18 protein-coding genes are annotated in these 19264 nt (G+C 66.0%); 2 read left to right on the forward strand and 16 right to left on the reverse strand.

The genetic code is table 11. The features are described from left to right. Positions 1-8: 8 nt before the first annotated feature. From ABIC17_RS02830 to ABIC17_RS02860, 7 genes are all read right to left on the reverse strand, one after another. Entirely contained in the window at positions 9-926 is a 918-nt protein-coding gene (locus ABIC17_RS02830) for a lysophospholipid acyltransferase family protein (protein WP_354279134.1), read from the reverse strand. Next, the gene (locus tag ABIC17_RS02835) at positions 910-1332 is read right to left on the reverse strand and encodes a Fur family transcriptional regulator (protein WP_010162106.1); all 423 of its coding nucleotides are present in this window, start codon (positions 1330-1332) and stop codon (positions 910-912) included. Before ABIC17_RS02835 ends, ABIC17_RS02830 begins: the two co-directional genes overlap by 17 nt. A 94-nt stretch (positions 1333-1426) precedes the next feature. Next, positions 1427-1849: a Ros/MucR family transcriptional regulator gene (locus ABIC17_RS02840; RefSeq protein WP_354279135.1), complete on the reverse strand. Its 423-nt coding sequence runs from the start codon at positions 1847-1849 to the stop codon at positions 1427-1429. Between the two features lie 110 nt (positions 1850-1959). Further along, on the reverse strand, positions 1960-2430 hold the full coding sequence (locus ABIC17_RS02845) for a GNAT family N-acetyltransferase (protein WP_354279136.1): 471 nt from the start codon (positions 2428-2430) through the stop codon (positions 1960-1962). After that, a complete protein-coding gene (tsaB, locus tag ABIC17_RS02850; RefSeq protein ID WP_354279137.1) occupies positions 2427-3074 on the reverse strand; it encodes a tRNA (adenosine(37)-N6)-threonylcarbamoyltransferase complex dimerization subunit type 1 TsaB in 648 nt (215 codons plus the stop codon). The genes ABIC17_RS02845 and tsaB overlap by 4 nt, the downstream gene beginning before the upstream one ends. 4 nt (positions 3075-3078) lie before the next feature. Then, on the reverse strand, positions 3079-3669 hold the full coding sequence (locus tag ABIC17_RS02855; RefSeq protein WP_354279138.1) for a malonic semialdehyde reductase: 591 nt from the start codon (positions 3667-3669) through the stop codon (positions 3079-3081). After that, a complete protein-coding gene (locus ABIC17_RS02860) occupies positions 3669-4241 on the reverse strand; it encodes a NifU family protein (RefSeq protein ID WP_354279459.1) in 573 nt (190 codons plus the stop codon). Before ABIC17_RS02860 ends, ABIC17_RS02855 begins: the two co-directional genes overlap by 1 nt. Before the next feature lie 116 nt (positions 4242-4357). Here ABIC17_RS02860 and ABIC17_RS02865 point away from each other — a divergent pair, with 116 nt between their 5' ends. Then, entirely contained in the window at positions 4358-7285 is a 2928-nt protein-coding gene (locus tag ABIC17_RS02865) for a M16 family metallopeptidase (protein ID WP_354279139.1), read from the forward strand. 151 nt (positions 7286-7436) lie between these two features. On the opposite strand, the gene ABIC17_RS02870 is transcribed toward ABIC17_RS02865, so the two are convergent. From ABIC17_RS02870 to glmM, 9 genes are all read right to left on the reverse strand, one after another. Beyond that, positions 7437-8435, reverse strand: a complete 999-nt coding sequence (locus ABIC17_RS02870) for an SMP-30/gluconolactonase/LRE family protein (protein ID WP_502958406.1) — start codon at positions 8433-8435, stop codon at positions 7437-7439. A gap of 174 nt (positions 8436-8609) precedes the next feature. Beyond that, complete coding sequence (locus ABIC17_RS02875; protein ID WP_354279140.1) at positions 8610-10421, reverse strand: AMP-dependent synthetase/ligase; 1812 nt, start codon at positions 10419-10421, stop codon at positions 8610-8612. 53 nt (positions 10422-10474) lie between these two features. Next, positions 10475-12235, reverse strand: a complete 1761-nt coding sequence (gene ggt, locus ABIC17_RS02880) for a gamma-glutamyltransferase (RefSeq protein ID WP_354279141.1) — start codon at positions 12233-12235, stop codon at positions 10475-10477. Between the two features lie 70 nt (positions 12236-12305). Next, positions 12306-13436 carry a site-specific DNA-methyltransferase gene (locus ABIC17_RS02885; protein ID WP_354279142.1) on the reverse strand — a complete coding sequence of 377 codons (1131 nt, stop codon included), beginning with the start codon at positions 13434-13436 and terminating at the stop codon, positions 12306-12308. Positions 13437-13620: 184 nt separating this feature from the next. Next, positions 13621-14217: a ribonuclease HII gene (gene rnhB / locus ABIC17_RS02890; protein WP_354279143.1), complete on the reverse strand. Its 597-nt coding sequence runs from the start codon at positions 14215-14217 to the stop codon at positions 13621-13623. Then, the gene (gene thiD, locus ABIC17_RS02895; protein WP_354279144.1) at positions 14210-15331 is read right to left on the reverse strand and encodes a bifunctional hydroxymethylpyrimidine kinase/phosphomethylpyrimidine kinase; all 1122 of its coding nucleotides are present in this window, start codon (positions 15329-15331) and stop codon (positions 14210-14212) included. The genes rnhB and thiD overlap by 8 nt, the downstream gene beginning before the upstream one ends. Positions 15332-15524: 193 nt before the next feature. After that, positions 15525-15770, reverse strand: coding sequence for a DUF1272 domain-containing protein (locus ABIC17_RS02900; RefSeq protein WP_354279145.1), 246 nt, complete (start codon positions 15768-15770; stop codon positions 15525-15527). A 224-nt stretch (positions 15771-15994) separates the two neighbouring features. Then, a complete protein-coding gene (locus ABIC17_RS02905) occupies positions 15995-16474 on the reverse strand; it encodes a nuclear transport factor 2 family protein (RefSeq protein WP_354279146.1) in 480 nt (159 codons plus the stop codon). A gap of 56 nt (positions 16475-16530) precedes the next feature. After that, complete coding sequence (gene glmM / locus ABIC17_RS02910) at positions 16531-17871, reverse strand: phosphoglucosamine mutase (protein ID WP_354279147.1); 1341 nt, start codon at positions 17869-17871, stop codon at positions 16531-16533. A 78-nt stretch (positions 17872-17949) separates the two neighbouring features. Between glmM and ABIC17_RS02915 the strand changes: the two genes are divergently transcribed. After that, positions 17950-19221, forward strand: coding sequence for a dicarboxylate/amino acid:cation symporter (locus tag ABIC17_RS02915; protein ID WP_354279148.1), 1272 nt, complete (start codon positions 17950-17952; stop codon positions 19219-19221). The last annotated feature ends 43 nt before the right edge of the window (positions 19222-19264 follow it).

Here is a 19264-nt window from a genome sequence, read left to right on the forward strand (position 1 = left end):
CTGAACCCCTAGCCGTTGGGCGCGCGCACATGATCCTTGATGTCGATCGCGGCGGGAAGGGTCGGGCCTTTGCCGGCCCATACGTCATGCCCGATGAACGGCGGCACCGGGCCGCACATCACGACCGACAGGGCTGCCTCGATACGACGCTTGCTCTCCGCCGCAATCGCCTTGCGGCCCGGAAAGTCGCGCGGGTAAAACGGTTCAAGGAAGTGCACCGCGACGCGGAACCCGTCCTTGCGTGCGAGCAGGCGCATCGCATTGGCCTTGCCGCTCTCCTCCCCGATCCAAGCGATGTCCGCGCCGACCGGGCCATAATCGAGCAACACCGGCTGGACCATCACCCCCGGCGGCGGCGGCTCGAGCACCTTGAGCATCGATGTCTTGAACGGCAGCAGCGACCGCCCGTCGGTGGTCGTGCCTTCGGGAAACACGGTCACCGACCAATTCTCCGCCAGCGTCTCGCGCAATGCGTTGATCTGTTCCGCGACCCCAAGCCGGTCCTCGCGCGCGACGAACACGGTACGGTTGAGCGTCGCCAGCCAGCCGACCACCGGGGCTTCGCGGATTTCCGCCTTGGCGACGAATGCCGTGCCGCTGGCGCCGGCAATCGCGCAGATGTCGACCCAGCTGACATGGTTGGAAACATAGAAGACGTCGCGCTTGAGCGGAACGCCGACCACACGGACCCGCGCGCCACAGATGCGCGCCGCCGTCCCAAGAAACAGGCGCGGCCACGGCGACGAAAGGCGAACGAAACGCCACAGATAATGCAGCGGGATCGCGAACAGGAGAGAAACCGCGAGCAACGCCACGCGCGTCCACAGCCGCATCCAGCCGAGCCGATTGATCGGGGGTGGCCGTCCGGCCGCCGCATCGGCGCGCGCAGCCACGCGCGCGGCAGCGGCTTCAGCCCTTGCGGTCAAGCGCGACGCCGTACAGTTCCATGCGGTGGTCGACCAGCCGGAACCCCAGCCGCTCGGCGATCGCCTTCTGCAACTGTTCCAATTCGGGATCGACGAACTCGATGACCTTGCCGCTCTCGACATCGATCAGGTGATCGTGATGCGCTTCGGGCGCAGGCTCGTAGCGTGCGCGGCCGTCGCCGAAATCATGACGATCGAGGATACCCGCTTCTTCGAACAGGCGGACGGTGCGGTACACGGTGGCGATCGAAATACCCGGGTCGATCGCAGATGCGCGTTCGTACACCTTCTCGACATCCGGATGGTCTTCGGCATCGGACAGGACGCGCGCAATGACCCGACGCTGGTCGGTGATGCGCAGGCCCTTTTCGGCACACAGGGCTTCTAGATCGATATGACGCGGCATGACGCCGATGTAGGCGTCTTCGATTTATTGCGAAAGAGGATAGTGACTCGCAACAAGCCCTTCCCCGCAGCGGGGAAGGGCCTGTCGCCGAAAGTCAGCGACCGACCGGCTTGCGGCGCTTGGTGCCGAGCCCGATCTTCTTGGCAAGAGTCCGGCGCTGTTCCGCATAGTTGGGAGCAACCATCGGATAGTCAGCCGGAAGGTTCCACTTGGCGCGATACTGTTCGGGGGTCATCTGATAATGGGTCATCAGGTGACGCTTGAGCATCTTGAGCTTCTTGCCGTCCTCGAGGCACACGATGAAATCGGGCTTGATCGACGAACGGACCGACACCGCCGGCTCCTGGCGCACTTCGGCGACGGGGGCAGGGCCACCAAGCGTCGTCAAGGCGCCATGCACATTGGCGATGAGCACAGGCAGGTCAGAAACCGCGACGCTATTATTGCTGACGTGGGCCGCGACGATGTCAGCGGTAAGCGTGATCAGGGTGTCCTGAAGCTCGCTGTTGATGTCCATTGGAATCCTTTCAACTCAATTGCACACGATTACAGTCCGTGGCAGTGGCGGGCTATCGTCCTGCACTCAATCGAATGCAAGGATCAATTACGAAGTTAACGTAATCGGTATTATAGATTGCGTCGATATGTCAGGGCATCGAATGCCTGACCGTCCCGGCCTCGATAGTATTGATGACGTTCGCCGACCTTTTCGAACCCTACTGATCGGTACAAACTGATCGCATCGTTACCACTTCGCACTTCCAGGTGCAGCGTTAGTGCGCCCTGACTTGCCGAGTCCGTAATGACCGAGCGCAGCAACGCTCCCGCTACGCCGCGACGACGAAACGTCGGGACGGTCGCCAACAACAACAGTTCCGCTTCATCCAGAATACGCCGCGACAGCGCAAATCCCGCCGCGTCCCCGTCGATCGTCGCGATCGTCAGCCAGACGCCCGGCATGGCGAGCAGTCCCAGCACCTGATTGTGCGTCCACGCTTCTCCGAAGCGGGGTTCGAACGCGGCCTGCATCATCTGGTCGACGATTTTCAGGTCGCTTGCTGCGCCGTTGCGCAGGTCGACCCGCACCATCGTGCTCATGCGATGGATCCGGCGATGCCCGCCTTTGGCACGGCGGGCTTGGCATCCGGCGCACGACCGTAGATCGGCACCGGGGGCAATGCAGCGAATTCGGGCGGAAGCAGTACCGCATCCGCGGCATCGGGCAGAACGTCGTCAGCGGTACGTAGGGGATCGAGCGCGGTGATGAAGCGGACTCCGTTGCCGACCAGTGCAAGCTCCGGCAACAAGGCGTCGAGCGCCGCTTCCGGTCGAAGCGAAGCAAAGGGAGCGGTCGCGCGGAGCGGGGCGGCGAAACCTTGCATGAAGACTTCGCCATGCCCGCCTTCCAGCACCACCGCAAGATCGGAACATGCCGGATTTCTGCCGAATGCGGCCGCCGCAAGCAACGCAAGCGAGGAATAGCCCGACAACGCCGCGCCCCAGCCGAGCGCGAGGCCACGCGCAGCGGCGATCCCGACGCGGATGCCGGTGAAACTGCCCGGGCCGCAATCCACAAGGATGCGCCCGGCCCGCCCGCCATCGGGCAGTTCGGCGATCATCGCGATCAGGCGTTCGGCATGGCCACGCCCGACGACTTCGTGCCGACGCGCGATCACGCGATCATGGTCGATCAGCGCAACCGAGCACGCGGCGGTCGCGGTTTCGATGACGAGCGTGCGCATCTGCTCAGACGATCGTATTGAACATCTCGAAGTCCGGCCGGGGCGAACGATCATGGATCGTCGCGGGGTCGCCGTGGCCGAGTGTGGAAATGAAATTGACGCTCACCGATGGCGTATCCGTAAAGAACGCCTTGTCGATCTTGCCGCCGTCGAAACCCGACATTGGCCCGGTATCGAGCCCGAGCGCACGCGCCGCGATGATGAAATACGCCCCCTGCAATGACGAATTGCGAAACGCCGAAGCCGCGCGCAGTTCGGCGTTACCATCGAACCAGGCTTTCGCATCGACATGCGGGAACAGCATCGGGAGATGCTCGTGAAATTCGCGATCCATCCCGATGATGACGCTGACTGGGGCCTTGAGGATCTTGGGCGCATTCTGCGCGGAAACGCATTCCGCGAGCTTCGCCTTGGATTCATCTGTCGTGCACCACAGCAGCCGCGCAGGAAGCTGATTGGCCGAGGTCGGACCCCATTTCATCAGGTCCCAGATCGCGCGCAGTTCGTCTTCGCCAACCGGTGTGTCGGTATAGCCGTTATAGGTGCGCGCGGTGCGGAAGATCCGGTCGAGCGCGGCATCATCGAGCCTGTCCATCAGATCGCCCGTACTTCGGTGACTTCTGGAACGTAATAGCGCAGCAACTGCTCGATCCCGTTCTTGAGCGTCGCGCTCGACGATGGGCAGCCTGCGCAGGCACCCTGCATGGCGAGGTAAACCTTGCCCTTCTCGAACCCGCGATAAACGATGTCGCCACCGTCATTCGCGACCGCCGGTCGGATCCGCGTCTCGATCAAGTCCTTGATCTGCGCAACGATGTCCGCGTCCTCGGGATCATCAGCAAAACCGGTGTCGCTCGCGACGCTGATCTCGCCAGCGCTGCCGGGACGGAACAGCGGCATGTCCGCGCTGAAATGGTCGAGCAGGATGCCGAGCACGTCGGGTTTGAGCGAGGCCCAGTCGGTGCCCGCCGCCGCCGTCACCGACACGAAATCGCTGCCGAAAAACACGCCGGTCACGTCGCCCAGGCCAAACAGCGCGTCCGCCAGCGGCGAAGCTTCGGCGTCCTCGGGCGTTGCAAAGTCCCGCGTGCCGGCTGCCATGACCGTGCGGTTGGGCAGGAATTTGAGGGTCGCCGGGTTGGGCGTCAGTTCGGTTTCGATAAGCATAACCGTCATGTGGCGCGCAGGGGCGGGGATCGCAAGGGATCATCGCCGGGATGCCGCGTAGCGGCTACCAAGCCCCAATGCTGGCGGTCGCGGGATTTCCCCGCTATTGTCAGGACATGACTTCGCTCCAGCGCAAGATGCGCCTCGCCCTATTGTCGTCCCTCATCATCGGTGCCGCGCCCCAGCAGAATCCTCCTGCGGGGACCGCCCCGCCGCCCGCCACGACTCCTTCGGCGACCCAACCCGTATCCGCGGCGGCGATCGCGCAGGCAGGGGACGCGGCGATCGCGAACCGCGACGCGTGGCTGTACAAGGGCAGCGACATCACCCCCGACGCGGAGTGGAAGTTCGGGACGCTCAAGAACGGCCTGCGCTATGCGGTCCGCAAGAACGGCGTGCCCCCCGGCCAGATCGCAGTGCGCGTGCGGATGGACGTCGGTTCGCTGTACGAAACCGATTCCGAACGCGGCTATGCGCACATGATCGAACATCTGTCGTTCCGTGGATCGCAATATGTCCCCGACGGTGAGGCGAAGCGCATCTGGCAGCGGATGGGGACGACCTTCGGGTCCGACACCAATGCGCAGACCACCACGACGCAGACCGTCTACAAGCTCGATTTGCCGAGCGCGACGCCCGCCGGGATCGACGAAAGCCTCAAGATCCTGTCGGGCATGGTGTCGCGCCCCAACATCACGCAGGCCGCGCTCGGCGCGGAGCGTCCCGCGGTGCTTGCCGAACAGCGCGAAGCGCCGGGGCCGCAGGTGCGTTTCATCAACGCCCTCAACGCGACCTTCTTCGCGGGCCAGCCGCTCGCCGATCGCTCGCCGATCGGGCATGTGAAGGAACTCGAGGCCGCGACGGCTGAAAGCGTGAAGGCCTTCCACGATCGCTGGTATCGCCCCGAACGCGCGGTCGTCGTCGTCGCGGGCGATTACGATCCTGCGCAACTCGAGGCGATGGTCGCCAAGAATTTCGGCGACTGGCGCGGAAGTGGCGAAGCGCCCAAGGACCCCGATTTCGGCAAGCCCGACCCCAAGCAGTCGACCGCCAAGGCGGTCGTCGAACCGGGCATCGCATCGCGGATCGAAATGGCGATCCTGCGGCCGTGGCAGTACAATGACGATACGGTGATCTTCAACCAGAAGCGCCTCGTGGACTTCCTCGGGCTCGCGATCGTCAACCGCCGTCTGGAAACGCTCGCGCGCTCGGGCGGCAGCTTCATTGCTGCAGCGGTGCGCCTCGACGATCCGTCGCGTTCGGCGAACGGCACCTTCGTCACGATCCTGCCGGTCGGCAATGCGTGGGAGCCTGCGTTGAAGGACGTCCGCGCGGTGATCGCCGATGCGCAGAAGTCGCCCCCGACCAAGGCCGAGATCGAACGCGAGCTCGCCGAGCAGCGCGTCCAGTTCCGCACCCAAGTCGACACCTATCGCGCCGAAGCTGGCGCCAAGGAAGCCGACGACATGGTCCAGGCGGTCGATATCCGCGAAACGACGACCTCGCCGGCGGTGATCCAGAAGGTGTTCGAGGATGCGGTGGCAAAGGGCTTCTTCGCGCCCGCCAAGATTCTCGAATCGACCCGCCGTCTGTTCGAAGGCACACCGCCGCGCGCGCTCATCTCGACGCCGACCGCGGAGCAGGGGATCGAGACCTCGCTCGCCAATGCGTTGAAGGCCAACGTCAAGGCGCTCCCCAGCACGCGCCGTCGCCAGGGCGCGGTATCGTTCGACAAGCTGCCCAAGCTCGGCGCGCCCGCTACGATCGCCTCGACAACGCCGATCAAGCCGTTCGACATGCAGGAATATACGCTGTCGAACGGGGTGCGCGTGCTGGTGTATCCGACCACGTCCGAGGATAGCCGCGTCTATGTCCGCGTGCGCTTCGGCAATGGCTACAATGCGTTGCCGGTGGACAAGGAATCGCCCGCCTGGGCCGCCGACCTCGCGCTGACCGCGGGGGGTATCGGCAAGCTCAACCAGGGTGATCTCGATGCGTTGACGACGGGGCGGCGGATCGGCCTCGATTTCGGGGTCGACGAGGATGCCTTCACCTACAATGCGCTGACCTCACCGACCGATTTGCCCGATCAGTTGCGGATCATGGCGGCCGCGATCTCCGCACCGGGCTGGGACCCCGCACCTGTCGCGCGCGCGCGCAGCGTCGCGGTCTCCGCCTATCCCGGATACAGTTCGTCCCCCGACGGCGTTTTGCAGCGCGATCTGGAACGGCTGCTCCACGATGGCGACCCTCGCTGGGGAACCCCGAGCCTCGCCGCGATTCAGGGAACGACTCCTGCCAACTTCCGCGCCTTGTGGGAGCCGTTGCTCAAGACCGGGCCGGTCGAGGTGATGGTGTTCGGCGACATCAAGGCCGACGTCGCGGTCGCAGCGGTGCAGAAGACGCTGGGATCGCTCCCGCCGCGTCCCGCCACGCCCAATTTCGTCGCGCCGCCGGTCCGCTTCCCCGCGCACAACCAGACTCCGGTGGTCCGCACCCATGACGGCCCGGAAAACCAGGCGGCGGCGGTGATCGCTTGGCCGACCGGCAGCGGGGTCGCCGGGTTGACCGATGCGCGGCGGCTCGACGTGCTCGCCGCGATCTTCAGCGACCGTCTGTTCGACCGGCTGCGCTCACAGGCAGGCGCAAGCTACAGCCCGAACGTGTCGAGCAGCTGGCCGGTGGGTCAGCCGGGCGGCGGGCGCATTCTCGCGATCGGGCAGGTCGCACCGTCGAACGTCCCGTTGTTCTTCAAGCTGTCGCGCGAAATCGCCGCCGAACTGGTGTCCAAGCCGATCGACGAGGACGAGCTGAAGCGCACGATCGGGCCGATGCAGCAATCGATCATGCGTCAGTCGACGGGCAACCAGTTCTGGATGAACCAGCTCGACGGCGCGACCTACGATCCGGCGCGGATCATCGCGTTGACGCATTTGTACAGCGACATTTCGTCGATGACCGCTGCGCAGTTGCAGGAAACCGCGGCGAAATATCTGCGGCCGGAGCGTGACTGGACGATGCAGGTGGTGCCCAAGGGGAAGTAAGCTTGGGGCGTTCACCCGCCCCCTTCCGTCATGCTGAACTGGTTTCAGCATCCACCGCGCGACGGGCACGGACCAGACTCGTGACGCGGTGGACCCTGAAACGAGTTCAGGGTGACGCTGGCAACAAGTTCAACCTTCGCGGAGCGGGCCGCTACCCCCGTGCGGTCGCCGATTTCACCAGCGGCACCCGCATTACGCGGTCGTTCCCGGTCAGGAACAACGTCTTTCCGCCCTCGCCGAATGCCCCGTTGGCGATCGGGCCGCCGTGCGCGAAGCGGGCGATCGGCTCGGCCTCGGGGGTCATCAGGTAGAAGCCGCCGGGTGCGCTGCAGAACAGGGTCCCGTCCGCGGCGACCTTCATTCCGTCGGGCAGGCCGGGTCCCTTGAGGGTCGACGCATCGAGGAACACCCGCCGCTTGAGCGGCAGTCCGCGCGTATCGAGATCATACACCATGATCCGCGGTGCCTTGTCATCCGACACCGAGACATAAAGCTTGCGCTCATCGGGCGAGAGCGCGATTCCGTTGGGATAGCTCAGCGTGCCGTCGATCAGCACCACCTCTCCCCCCGGCGTCCAGCGATACACCCCGTTGTGCGGCAGTTCGCGCAGCGGCGAGGTCGCGCCGTCGACGAGGCCATAGGGTGGATCGGTGAAAAAGATCGCGCCGTTCCGCGCGATGTGGAGGTCGTTGGGGCTGTTGAACCGTTTGCCCTGATAGCGATCGACCAGCGCCGCGCGTTTCTTGGCTACGAAGTCGTAGCGCATCACCGCGCGGTTGCCGCTGTCGGCGATGACCAGCGCGCCGTCGCGGCCGAGCGCGAGGCCGTTCGATCCCGCCTCGCGGAACAGCTTCGGGTCGGGATTGGCGAGGCCCGATGGCGTCAGGAACGGCGTAACGCCGCCTGCGCGAGTCCAGCAACGGATCAGGTTGGCGGGAGGATCGGAGAACAACAGCGCGTTGCTCGCGGGAATCCACACCGGACCTTCGGCCCAGCGGATCCCGCTCGCAATCGTCTCGATCCTGGTGCCCGGCGCAAGGAAGCGGTCCGCCAGCGGGGACAGCCGTTCGAGTGTCGGTTCGGTGCTCGCGGCCGCCGCTGTGCCCGACCAGACGGGGGTCGTGGCTAGCGCGGCCATGCCGCCGATCATCGTGCGGCGGGTGGGGTGCGTCGGCGCGTGTTCGGCAGGGTCGGGCAGGGAAGGCTGATACGACACGATGGGCGATGTCCGGATATAGCGGATGGTGGCGGCATCCTCGCATCCACCTCGCCTTGCGTCCAGCCGTCACCGGTGCTCAGACGAAAACACCTACATCTCAGTATTCTAGGACTTGTACAGTCCCTCGAGCCGCGCGCCATATACCTGTTTCAACACGTGCCGCCGGATCTTGAGCGACGGGGTCAGCTGCTCGTTCTCGATCCCGAACGGTTCGTCCGCCAGCACGAAGCGCCGGATCCGCTCGGTCAGCGACAGTTCGGCATTGACGCGTTCGACCGCGTGACCGAGCGCTGTGCGATATTCGCTGTTTTCGGCCAGCCGCGCGAAGTTGCACGCATCACCGTTCCGCGCGCACCATTGCTGGGTCCATTCGGGATCGGGGACGATCACCGCGACCATATACGGCCGCCGGTCCCCGAACAGCATCGCCTGCGAAATCTCGGGTTGCAGCGTCAGCATCCCCTCGACCTTCTGCGGGGCGACATTCTCGCCCTTATCGTTGACGATGATGTCCTTCTTGCGATCGGTGATCTGGATCCGCCCCTTGGCGTCGATCACCCCGATGTCGCCGGTGTGCAACCAGAGTCCCTTGTCGTCGGGCTCGCGCCCGTTGGCCTTCAGCACCCGCGCGGTCTCGGCGTCGTTGCGCCAATAGCCCTTCATCACCAGCTCGCCGCGCACGAGGATCTCGCCGTCTTCGGCAATGCGCACCTCGGTGTTGGGGAGCGGCGGGCCGACCGTGTCCATCTTGATCCCGACCTTGGGGCGGTTGCACGAAATGACCGGCGCGGACTCGGTCTGGCCATAGCCCTGCAGTACCGTGATCCCGATCGCGTCGAAGAAGGTGCCCACCTCGGGCGTCAGCGGCGCGCCGCCCGAGACCATCGCCTTGATCCGCCCGCCGAAGCGCTTCTGGATCTTGGGCCGGAGCGTCGCCGCCAGCAGCAAGTCCATCGGCTTGTCGAGCAGCCCGGCGTTGCCCGCCGCCCGCTTGCTCCCGAGTGCCTCGGCCCGCCCGAGCAGATAGGTCGAGAGCTTGCCCTGTTTCTCGACCGCCTTGGAGATGCGCGCGCGGAGCAGTTCGAACAGCCGCGGCACGACCACCATCATCGTCGGGCGAACTTCCTCGATATTCGAGGCGAGCTTGTCGAGGCCTTCCGAATAATAGATCTGCGACCCCAGCGCGATCGGGAAGAACTGCCCGCCGCTATGCTCATAGGCGTGGCTCAGCGGCAGGAACGACAGGAAGATCTCGTCGTCCCAGCCGAAATCCTCCGAGATGATCGTGCAGCAGCCGAACACATTGTGGAGGATCGCGCCGTGATGCTGCATCACCCCGCGCGGCGCACCGCCGGTGCCGCTGGTGTAGATGATGCACGCGGTATCGTCGCGCGTCGCGGTGGTGCGGATCGTCGACGGTTCGGCGGCATGGTCCGCGAGCAACGTGTCCCAATGGTGGAATTCGAGCGCGCCCTGCTGGCCGCTGCGCAGATCCTCGATGCTGATCACGATCTTGGCGGTGGATGCGCGGATCGCGGCCGGGAGAAGCGTTTTGGCAAGTTTCGCGGTCGAGACGATCACCGCCTTCGCGCCCGAATTCTCGATGATGTGGGTGTGGTCGCGCTCGGTATTGGTCGTGTAGGTCGGCACGGTGATGCACCCCGCCGCCATGATCGCGAGATCGGCGATGCACCATTCGGGGCGGTTCTCGCTGACCAGCATGACGCGGTCGCCCGGCACCAGCCCGATCGCCTTCAGCGCCGCCGACAGGCTGGCGACTTCACGCGCGGTCTGGGTCCAGCTGCGCGAGCGCCAGGCACCGCCCGCTTTGTGCCACAGGAACGGCGCGTCGCCTTGCTCGCTCACACGCGCAAGGAACATCGCAACGAGGTTGGGGAAGGTTTCCAGAGTACGCATCGGTCTCTCCCTTTAGCGCGTCGTGTTCGACTGCGCGTGAGTCTTCGGGCGGCTTATTCGGGCGGACGGTTGGCGAGCGCGCCGACCCGGACGATCTCGGTCATCCGCCCGTCCTCGCCGATCGCGACGCCTTCGCTGCGCGGATCGGCCGCACCGACCCAGCGGCCATCCACGCGTTCGATCGCATTCGCCTTCAGCCCGAGCGGCGTGCTCACCACGCGTTCACCGAGCGCGCGGAGCGCCGGGATCATCGCGTCGAGCTGCGTGCCCTTTTCCGCCGCCGCGGTCTGGCCCGGAGCATAGAGCAAACCGAGCCCGATCGCATCCTGTGCCGACATCTTCCAGTCGAGCACCGCGATCAGTGCCTTGGACACCTGCGCGATGATCGTCGAGCCGCCCGCCGCGCCGATCGCGATGCGGACCGAACCGTCGGGGTTGTAGACGATCGTCGGCGACATCGAGCTGCGCGGGCGCTTGCCCCCGGCGACGCGGTTGGCGACGAGGTTGCCGTTCTTTTCCGGCACGAAATCGAAGTCGGTCAGCTCGTTATTGAGCTGCACGCCATCGACCGAGAGTCCCGAGCCAAAATAGCTTTCGATCGTGGTGGTGACTTCGGCGACGTTGCCGCGCCGGTCGACCGTGACGAGATCGCTTGTGCCGGGGACGTCGGCATTGGGCGCGAGCTGGCGCGGCGGGGCGCCGGGGGGCGTGCCCGCGCTGACGCTCTGCATCGTGCGGTCGGCCGCAATCAGCGCAGAGCGCTCTGCGAGATAGGCCGGATCGAGCAGGCCCTTCGCGGGAACGTCGACCTTCTCGGGATCGCCGAGATACATGTCGCGATCGGCATAAGCGAGGCGTTCGGACTCGGCCAACAGATGCCACGCGACCGGGCTGGTCTTGCCGAGGCCCGCCATGTCGAAGCGTTCGAGCTGCTTGAGGATCATCAGCACGCCGATCCCGCCTGATCCCGGCGGACCCATGCCGCAAATCTTGTAGACACGGTACGTCCCGCAAATCGGCGCACGTTCCTTCGCGCGGTAACCGGCGAGGTCGGCGAGCGTCATTTTCGAGGGGTTGCGCGGCGAAGTGTTGACCGCCTTCACGATCCGCTGCGCGACCGGACCTTTGTAGAAGGCGTCGGGACCCTGCTTTGCGATCTTGGCGAACAGCGCGGCTTGCGCGGGGTTGCGGAAGATCGTGCCGACCGCGACGGGCTGGTTGCCGACGGGGAAGAAGCGCGCGTGCGCAGCGGGGTCGAGCCGGTCGCCGAAATTGGCGAGCCCGTTGTGGAGCCGCGGCGTGACCGTGAAGCCGAGCTGCGCGAGTTTGATCGCGGGCGCGAACAATCGTGCCCAGGGGAGCACCCCGTAACGCTTGTGCGCAAGCGCCATCATCCGCAAGTTGCCCGGCACGCCGACGCTGCGCCCGCCCGGCACGGCTTGCGTGAAGGGGAGGGGCTGGCCGTCCTTGCCATAGAACCAGCGCGCATCGGCGGCGGCGGGGGCGGCTTCGCGACCGTCGAAGCTGGTCGTCGCGTTGGCGGCGACATCGTGGTGGATCATGAAGCTGCCGCCGCCGATCCCCGAATTCTGCGGCTCGACCACGTTGAGCGCGAGCATCGTCGCGATCGCGGCATCGGTCGCGCTGCCGCCGGCTTTGAGGATCTCGACGCCCGCCGCGGCGGCGCGCGGGTCGGCGGCGCTGACCATGCCGGTGCCGACCTGGGCGGCGGCAGGCTTCGGATCGGTCCTCCGCGCGTCGAGCGCGGTGGGGGTGAGCAGGAGGAGAGCTAAGGTGACGAACGGCTTGTGCATCGTTGCGACCGTAGCGGCCTTTGTCGGGCAGGCAAGGTCGCGTGACGTCCAGATTGCGGGCTGTTTGCCCTTACGGCTGCGTCGCGAGCAGATACTCCTGGCGCAGCGAATCGATCGGCTTCAACCCTTCGCCGGTCTCGAAATGCCAATAGGTCCAGCCGTTGCACGACGGCGCGTTCTGCAGCGTCGCGCCGAGCTTGTGGATCGACCCCGTCGCGCCGCACGGGCTCTCGAGGCTGCCATCCGCACGGATCATCGCACGGTGCTTGCGCCTGGCGTCGACCACCATCCGACCAGGGGTGAGGAAGCCGTTCTCGACCAGCACGCCGAACGCGACCTTGGGCGCGGCCTTGGGGCTCTGCATCGTCTTGAGCAGGCTTTCATCGAGCGGGAGTGCGGCGGCAATGCGCTCCTCGGCGGCGGCGATGTAATCGGGCTCGCGCTCGATCCCGATCCAGCGTCGGCCGAGCCGCTTGGCGACCGCACCCGTGGTGCCGGTCCCGAAGAACGGGTCGAGCACCACGTCGCCGGGCTTGGTGCACGCCAGCAGGATGCGGTACAGCAACGCCTCGGGCTTCTGCGTCGGGTGGACCTTGATCCCGTCCTTCTTGAGTCGCTCGGGCCCGCCGCATACCGGGAATTCCCAGTCGCTGCGCATCTGAAGCTCGTCGTTGAGCGTCTTCATGCTGCGGTAATTGAAGGTGTAGCGTGCCTTCTCGCCCATCGACGCCCAGATCAGCGTCTCATGCGCGTTGGTGAAGCGCGTGCCCTTGAAATTGGGCATCGGGTTCGACTTGCGCCACACGATGTCGTTGAGGATCCAGTAGCCGAGATCCTGGATTGCGGCGCCGACCTTGAAGATGTTGTGATAGCTGCCGATCACCCAGATCGCGCCATTGTCCTTGAGGATCCGCTTGGCTTCCGCCAGCCACGCGCGGGTGAACGCGTCATAGGCGTCGAGGCTGTCGAACTTGTCCCACGCGTCGGTTACTGCGTCGACGTGGCTGCCGTCGGGGCGCGCAAGGTCGCCGCCGAGCTGTAGGTTGTAGGGCGGGTCGGCGAAGATCATGTCGACCGACTTGGCCGGAAGCGCGCGCATCGCCGCGATGCAGTCCGAGCGCAGGATCTGGTCGAGCGGAAGCTCCGCCATCGGCGTGATGGTCGGGCGCTTGCCGACCTTTATCTTTTCCAAAACGCCCATAACCGCCGCCCCTGATTCACTGTCGCGCGCATCCCTGCGAATCTGGGGACTCGCGTCAAGGGGCGATGCGTTAACCGGATTCGTCGCAGATTCGTTAGCCGTCCGGAACATTCCCGGGACGCGAGCTAGATGTTGAGTCCGTCGTGATCGGCGGACTCAAGCGATAGTGTGTGACGCAAAAGACTCAGAGCAGAAGATACGCGTCGGCGACGGGACGAAATGTGCGCCGGTGGAGCGGGGTTGGCCCATGTTCGCGCAAAGCCGCCAGATGCGCAGCGCATCCATAGCCCTTGTTCGAGTGCCATCCGTACTGCGGATACGATTCGGCATGGGCGAGCATGATCGTGTCGCGGGTGTGCTTGGCGATGATCGACGCGGCGGCGATCGACGTGCTGATCGCGTCGCCCGAAACGAGCGGTGTCGCGGCGTGCGTCCAGCGCGGCAAGCGGTTGCCATCGACCAGCACATGCCCCGGCGCGACGCCCAAAGCCTCGACCGCGAGCGTCATCGCCTTCATCGTCGCCCAGTAGATGTTGAGCACGTCGATCTCGTCCGCTTCGACGATCCCGATCCCGACTGTCGCGCAGTCTTGCAGCCGGTCGTGCAGCCGCAACCGCTCGGCGGCGGAAAGCTTCTTCGAATCGTTGATCCCGCGCGGGATGCCCTTGGGCGGCAGGATCACCGCGACCGCGACGACCGGCCCGGCAAGCGGACCGCGGCCGGCTTCGTCGACACCGGCGACGGGGGCGAGGCAGAGCTTTTCATGTTTGAGACTAGGCATCAGGCAACCGCCATGGCGGATAGCGGCGGTTCTCGCCAGCATGGTAGAGACAGACCCTATTGCCCGCAGGATCCCGCAGCCGCGCCTCGCGCCAGAGCCAGCGTTGGTAGGTCGGGAGCTGATCGAACACGATTCCGGTCGCCTCCAATCGCGCGACGGTGGCATCGAGGTCGTCGCATTCGAAGAACAGCGTTGTTTTCGCTGCTCGCTCGATCGACACCGTCGCGCCGCCCGCCGTCTCGAACCGAGCATAATGGTTGGCGCTGTCCACGATCTGGCGAAGCCCGAGAGCCGCATAGAAAGCGCGCGATGCTGCGTGATCGGTGCTGCCCACGGTAACCTGGTTGAGCCGCAGATCCGCGCCGAGGTCGAGCCGGACCGCCTGATGTCCCATCGGACCGTGCCCGCGCCCGAGCCCCGGCGCATCGCGCAACGCCAGCCGCACGAAGGTGCGCGCCGCCCCGACCGCTTGTGGTAGCGATCGTCCTTGCCCGAGCAGGGTGGCGATCGCCGAGGCGAGCGTGCAGCCGGTGCCATGCGTGCTCGTCGTCTCGATCCGGGGGGCGGACCAGTGCGCGATCTCTCCGTCCGGTCCGATCAGGCGGTCGACAACGTCGGCCCCTTCGACGTGGCCGCCCTTGGCGAGCAATCGGCAGCCATGCGCGAGGATCGCGGTTTCGCCACCCAGCGCCGCGAGTTCGGGCGTGTTGGGCGTGACCACCGTGGCGATCCGCATCAGCCGCGCGAACGCCGAAATCGTCGCCGGGTCGGCGAGCGTCGCGCCGCTGGTCGCGACCATCACCGGATCGAACACCACCGGCACGTCGAGCGTTTCGAGCCGGTCGGCGACCGCGTCAGCCGTCTCGGCCGACCCGATCATCCCGATCTTCACCGCATCCGCGCCGATGTCGGACAGGCAGGAATCGATCTGCGCGAGCACCATCTCCACGGGCACGGGCAGCACCGCCTGGACGCCGAGCGTATTCTGCGCGGTGATCGCGGTGATCGCGGTCATCGCGTGGCCGCCGAGCATCGTGACGGTCTTGATGTCCGCCTGGATGCCCGCACCGCCGCCCGAATCCGAGCCTGCGATGATGAGAATGCGCGGGGTCATGGCTGGTGGTGCAATCGGAAGGTTAGGGGAAAGTTAGGCGGAATCGGTTTGCAATCCTGCATCCCGCCGCCCGATCGCGGATTTTGCGCGGGGAGCGGGAGAGAGAAGCGGATCGACGGCATGGTTCGACGATCATCGCACGAAACTACGCCGGTAGGACAGGTCCTCCGCATCCGCTCTGGCGCGCCGTGGCTCAGCCCTTTCCGCGTGCCGCCGCCGGGCGATGATAGCGCACCGTCCCCGCCGGATGCCGCGCAAGCGCGTCGTCCACCCGCGCGGGGCGGTCCATCAGCTCGCCGCTGCAATTGGGGCAGCGGTCGTCGAGCGCTTCGGCGCAGGGTGCGCAAAAGGTGCATTCGAACGAACAGATGAACGCCCCTGCTTCGTCGGCAGGGAGGTCGGTACCGCAGCGTTCGCAGTCGGGGCGCATTTCAAGCATGACGCCGGTTTAGCGGGGGTTTGGTAGGACGTCACCCCGAGGATGTGGGGTCGTGGCATGATCAATGGGGGGCAGGAGCCCTCGTTCTCCCGCGAAGGCCAGAGTCCAGAGCCAAACAGAACAACGACTTACGGTTCTCGCGACTCTTGGACTCCCGCCTTCGCGGGAGAACAGTTGTGGTTTCGCGGCCATGCCTTTGTAGGAAGACGGGGATTGGCACGCCGTCAGTCCGCTCCGCCGGGCGAGATGTGGAAGATTGTCGCCTGGCGGATCGCGATCACCCAGCGGTCGCCGTCGGTGCGCCACAGATCGGTGAAACGCCGTGAGACGGTCGGCGGCGAGGACGTTCCGTCGCGGGGGACATAGGTCTCCTCGCCCATCACGAGCACATTCGGGCCATAGGGTTCGAGATGCTCGATGCGCTTGTGGTAATACGCGTAATCGATCTGCCCGCGCTCGAAGAAGTCGGCGATCTGCGCCTTGCCCGCGACCCGGTTGCCGGGGGTGTTGACGACGCAATCGTCCGCCAGTGTCGCGAGGAACGTCGCCTTGTCGCCGGTCACGATCGCCCGATCGACCGCATCGGAAGCGGCCAGCACCGCCGCCAGAGCGGGATGCGCCGCGATCGCCGTGTCCAGCGCTTCGCCGACCAACTCGCGCGTATTTCCACCGCGCGAGCCCGCCCGCGGATCGATCGTGTCCATATCCCTGCCCCCCCAGGCGGACTCGGGGCCGAGCCCGGCGGGCAGGGTATAGCAGATTACCCCGCAGCCGTCCGCACCGCGTCGCAGATGCGGTCGACCACCGCCTCGACTTGCGCAGCATCGTCGCCCTCGGCCATCACGCGGATGACGGGTTCGGTGCCCGAGGGGCGGATGACGAGGCGGCCCTTGCCCTTCAATTCGGCCTCGGCCTCGGCGATCACCGCCTTGACCGACTCCGCCTCGAGCGGCTTGCCGCCCGCGAACCGCACGTTCTTGAGCAATTGCGGGAGCGGCTCGAAACGGTGGAGCAATTCGCTCGCCGGCACCCCCGAGCGCGCGAGCTCGGCGAGGATCTGGAGCGCCGCGACCAATCCGTCGCCGGTCGTGGCGTAATCCGACAGGATGATGTGCCCGGACTGCTCGCCGCCGACATTATAGCCCTGCGCGCGCATCGCCTCGAGCACATGCCGGTCGCCGACCTTGGTGCGGATCAGCCCGATTCCCTGCGTCGCGAGATGGCGTTCCAGCCCGAGGTTGGACATGACCGTCGCGACCAGCCCGCCGCCTTTCAGACGTCCGGCGCGCGCCCAGCTGCTCGCGATCGTCGCCATCAACTGGTCGCCGTCGACGACATGGCCCTTTTCATCGACCACGATCAGCCGGTCCGCGTCGCCATCGAGCGCGATGCCGAGCTGCGCGCCGGTCTCGACCACTGTCTCGCACAGCGCCTTGGGTGCGGTCGACCCGACGCCGTCGTTGATGTTCTTGCCGTCGGGGTTGACGCCGATCGTCACCACGTTCGCGCCGAGTTCCCACAGTGCGGTGGGCGCAACGCGGTAGGCCGCCCCGTTCGCGCAATCGACCACGATCTTCATCCCGTCGAGCCGCAGGTTCTCCGGGAAGGTCGACTTGGCGAAATGGATGTAGCGCCCCTGCGCATCGTCGACTCGCCGCGCGCGCCCGATTTCGGGGGCGGGGCTGAGCGCGATGTCGCCGTCGATCAACGCCTCGATTGCAGCCTCGTCGGCGTCCGAGAGCTTGTAGCCGTCGGGGCCGAACAGTTTGATGCCGTTGTCGGCGTAGGGGTTGTGGCTCGCGGAAATCATCACGCCGAGGTCGGCGCGCATCGACTGAGTCAGCATCGCGACCGCAGGCGTCGGCATCGGGCCGAGCAGCACCACGTCCATGCCGACGCTGGTGAAGCCGGCAACCATCGCGGATTCAAGCATGTAGCCCGACAGTCGCGTGTCCTTGCCGATCACGACGCGGTGGCGGTGTTCGCCGCGATGGAAGTGCGCGCCTGCCGCCATGCCGACCTGCATTGCCATCGCCGCGGTCATCGGTGCGGTATTGGTCAGGCCGCGAATCCCGTCGGTACCGAAATATTTTCTTGCCATTACGCGCGCATCCGTTCGGTTATGTGCGTTGCACTCATAAGCGGCCAAAACGGGCCGTGCATCTGCAAAAGGGCCTGCATGTCGCAATCCAGTCGTATCCTGTTGTCGCTCGTCCTCGGGCTTGCCGTCGGTGCCGCCTTGGCGGGCTGGGCGCCGGGGGCGGTGCCGGTGACGGTCGAGATTGCCGGACCGATCGGGACTGCGTGGCTCAACGCGTTGCAGATGACGGTGTTGCCGCTGGTCTTCTCGCTGCTCGTCACCGGGATCGCAGCGACCGCCGAGGCCGCGCGCAGCGGTGCGGTGGCGGCCCGCGCGATTGCGATGATCGTGTCGGTGATGGTGTTCAGCGCGGTGATGGCCGCAATCCTGACGCCGCTGTTCCTCAGTCTCGCACCGATGCCTGCGGCTTCGGGCATCGCGCTGCGGGCCGCGTTGGCGGGGGCTGCCCCGGCGGGGCCGGTCCAGCCGCTTGGTGAATTCCTGGTCGGCATGGTGCCGAGCAACGTCGTCGCGGCGGCGGCGAACGGCGGGTTCCTGTCGCTAATCCTGTTCGCGCTGGTATTCGCCTTCGCGCTTGCGCAAATCGCACCCGAACCACGCGCGTTGCTAATCACTTTCTTCTCCGCGATCCGCGACACGATGCTGGTGGTGATCGGCTGGATCATCTGGATCGCGCCGATCGGAGTGTTCGCGCTGGCGATCACGGTTGCCGCCAAGACCGGGACCGCTGCGGTCGGCGCGCTGCTGCACTACATCGTCACGGTGTCGAGCGTCGGCGTGGTGGTGTCGCTGTTCGCTTTTCCGCTCGCGGTATTGGGCGGACGCATCGCGCTGACCCGGTTCGTGCGCGGTGCGGCGCCGGTGCTGGCGGTGGCGATGAGCACGCAATCCTCCCTCGCCAGCCTGCCCGCGATGTTGCGGAGTTCCGAGGACATGGGCGTGCCGGTGGCAACGTCTGGCGTCGTCCTGCCGATCGCGGTGGCGATGTTGCGCGCGACCGGCCCGGCGATGAACCTTGCGGTTGCGATCTATGTGGCGAACTGGTTCGGGGTGCACGTCAGCTTCGCCACGCTGTGCGCGGCCACCGCGATTGCGGTGCTGACCTCGCTCGGGTCGGTCAGCCTGCCCGGACAGATCAGCTTCATCGGCGCGATCGCGCCGATCGCGGTCACGCTGGGGGTGCCGGTCGCGCCGCTCGGCTTGCTCGTCGCAGTTGAGACGATCCCCGATATCTTCCGCACGATGGGCAATGTCGTGATGGACCTGGCGGTGACGCTCACGGTCTCCGCGCGCAGCGCGCTCGCGCCGACAAGCAGCGCGGATGCGTTGTTGCAGGATCGCGCGGGCTAGCGCCGCGTCGGGGAGCTAATTCCCGTCGTCCCGTCCCGTTCGG

Origin of the sequence: Sphingomonas sp. PvP056, from assembly GCF_040549155.1 — a bacterium.
In the GTDB taxonomy this organism is placed as follows: domain Bacteria; phylum Pseudomonadota; class Alphaproteobacteria; order Sphingomonadales; family Sphingomonadaceae; genus Sphingomonas.

What these genes read in the sequence shown, in the direction of transcription:
- ABIC17_RS02905 (WP_354279146.1), bottom strand. Translation starts at nt 16,474, where the DNA reads ATGGACACGATCGATCCGCGGGCGGGCTCGCGCGGTGGAAATACGCGC.
- rnhB (WP_354279143.1), bottom strand. Translation starts at nt 14,217, where the DNA reads ATGCCTAGTCTCAAACATGAAAAGCTCTGCCTCGCCCCCGTCGCCGGT.
- glmM (WP_354279147.1), bottom strand. Translation starts at nt 17,871, where the DNA reads ATGGCAAGAAAATATTTCGGTACCGACGGGATTCGCGGCCTGACCAAT.
- thiD (WP_354279144.1), bottom strand. Translation starts at nt 15,331, where the DNA reads ATGACCCCGCGCATTCTCATCATCGCAGGCTCGGATTCGGGCGGCGGT.
- ABIC17_RS02885 (WP_354279142.1), bottom strand. Translation starts at nt 13,436, where the DNA reads ATGGGCGTTTTGGAAAAGATAAAGGTCGGCAAGCGCCCGACCATCACG.
- ABIC17_RS02860 (WP_354279459.1), bottom strand. Translation starts at nt 4,241, where the DNA reads ATGCTTATCGAAACCGAACTGACGCCCAACCCGGCGACCCTCAAATTC.
- ABIC17_RS02840 (WP_354279135.1), bottom strand. Translation starts at nt 1,849, where the DNA reads ATGGACATCAACAGCGAGCTTCAGGACACCCTGATCACGCTTACCGCT.
- ABIC17_RS02900 (WP_354279145.1), bottom strand. Translation starts at nt 15,770, where the DNA reads ATGCTTGAAATGCGCCCCGACTGCGAACGCTGCGGTACCGACCTCCCT.
- ABIC17_RS02915 (WP_354279148.1), top strand. Translation starts at nt 17,950, where the DNA reads ATGTCGCAATCCAGTCGTATCCTGTTGTCGCTCGTCCTCGGGCTTGCC.
- ABIC17_RS02855 (WP_354279138.1), bottom strand. Translation starts at nt 3,669, where the DNA reads ATGGACAGGCTCGATGATGCCGCGCTCGACCGGATCTTCCGCACCGCG.
- ggt (WP_354279141.1), bottom strand. Translation starts at nt 12,235, where the DNA reads ATGCACAAGCCGTTCGTCACCTTAGCTCTCCTCCTGCTCACCCCCACC.
- ABIC17_RS02845 (WP_354279136.1), bottom strand. Translation starts at nt 2,430, where the DNA reads ATGAGCACGATGGTGCGGGTCGACCTGCGCAACGGCGCAGCAAGCGAC.
- ABIC17_RS02835 (WP_010162106.1), bottom strand. Translation starts at nt 1,332, where the DNA reads ATGCCGCGTCATATCGATCTAGAAGCCCTGTGTGCCGAAAAGGGCCTG.
- ABIC17_RS02870 (WP_502958406.1), bottom strand. Translation starts at nt 8,435, where the DNA reads ATGATCGGCGGCATGGCCGCGCTAGCCACGACCCCCGTCTGGTCGGGC.
- ABIC17_RS02865 (WP_354279139.1), top strand. Translation starts at nt 4,358, where the DNA reads ATGACTTCGCTCCAGCGCAAGATGCGCCTCGCCCTATTGTCGTCCCTC.
- tsaB (WP_354279137.1), bottom strand. Translation starts at nt 3,074, where the DNA reads ATGCGCACGCTCGTCATCGAAACCGCGACCGCCGCGTGCTCGGTTGCG.
- ABIC17_RS02875 (WP_354279140.1), bottom strand. Translation starts at nt 10,421, where the DNA reads ATGCGTACTCTGGAAACCTTCCCCAACCTCGTTGCGATGTTCCTTGCG.